Annotated in this window: 2 protein-coding genes; both read right to left on the reverse strand. The window is 58.6% G+C overall.

Features of this window, described 5'->3' with window-relative positions:
• Positions 1–228 precede the first annotated feature (228 nt).
• The gene (locus tag J0F76_RS21480; RefSeq protein ID WP_479724751.1) at positions 229–819 is read right to left on the reverse strand and encodes a four-helix bundle copper-binding protein; all 591 of its coding nucleotides are present in this window, start codon (positions 817–819) and stop codon (positions 229–231) included.
• Positions 716–982: metal-sensitive transcriptional regulator (locus J0F76_RS20665; RefSeq protein ID WP_207472346.1), on the reverse strand; the 267-nt coding region annotated here is incomplete at its 5' end. The genes J0F76_RS21480 and J0F76_RS20665, both read right to left, overlap by 104 nt.

Genomic DNA, 982 nt, shown 5'->3' on the forward strand with positions numbered 1-982 from the left:
TCTCCAAGCCAACACTCCCACGCTCATGCGCGTGCAGAATGGCCCAAGCAGATTACAAGAGGCAGAAGGGGAACGCCGTCGCGCTTACAGCCAAGCCGGGTGTCCGTTACGCGATCCCTTTCGTACAACTCATGTTGACACGCCGCTGCCACACACCTGGATGCGAGATACTGGAGAACTGCTGCCCCGGGAGCGGGCCGCTGGAGTGGACCCGCTCTTCCTTTTATCTTACTTAACGTCGTCCAACGCATCTTGGCAGGCCTCGGCACAGCGCCTGCAGGAGTCAGCACAGATGCGGCAATGCTCATGCATGTCTGCGTGCTGCCCGCATTCCTGCGCGCAATGCTGGCATGCCGCGGCGCAAGCCTGGATGGCGGCCCGAAGAACCTCCACGTTCGACCCTGTGCGACGCGAAGCCATGGCCCCCGTTGCTGCGCAGATATCGGCACAGTCGAGGTTCAGCCGGATGCACTGCCGGAGCTGATCGACCATTGGCTCGGCCAGACAGGCATCGGCGCAGGCAATGCAGGTCTGGGCGCAGCTGTAGCACTCCTCGATGCATTTCAGCAGGTTCTCCGCCGTGTTCCCCTGAACATCGGGGTGGGTGCTGATCATTTCTCGAACGTGCATGATCTTTCTCCTTTCAGCTGGTGAGAAAACGTCAACATACAGGGAGGGGGTATTGTTCCAACCCGTGACGGGCGTTTCCTTTTTGCTAACGGCACACTCTTCCGAACACCTCGACAAGCTCCTGGAACTTCTGCCTTTGTCGCTCAGTGTCCTGCGAGAGGATGGCATCCTGCACGCATGCATCTGCATGATCCTGAAGGATCATCAGTTCGACCTGCGAAAGTGCCGAGCGAACCGCCATTGTCTGGTTCAAGATGTCAATGCAGTGTCTGACGTCAGCGCCCATGGGACAGATTAGGCCGATTGCGTGACAGAGGGTTTCTGGCTCATCGTAGCCTTCATGGAGCGAAGA

Origin of the sequence: Paracoccus fontiphilus (assembly GCF_017356265.1) — a bacterium.
GTDB lineage: Bacteria > Pseudomonadota > Alphaproteobacteria > Rhodobacterales > Rhodobacteraceae > Paracoccus > Paracoccus fontiphilus.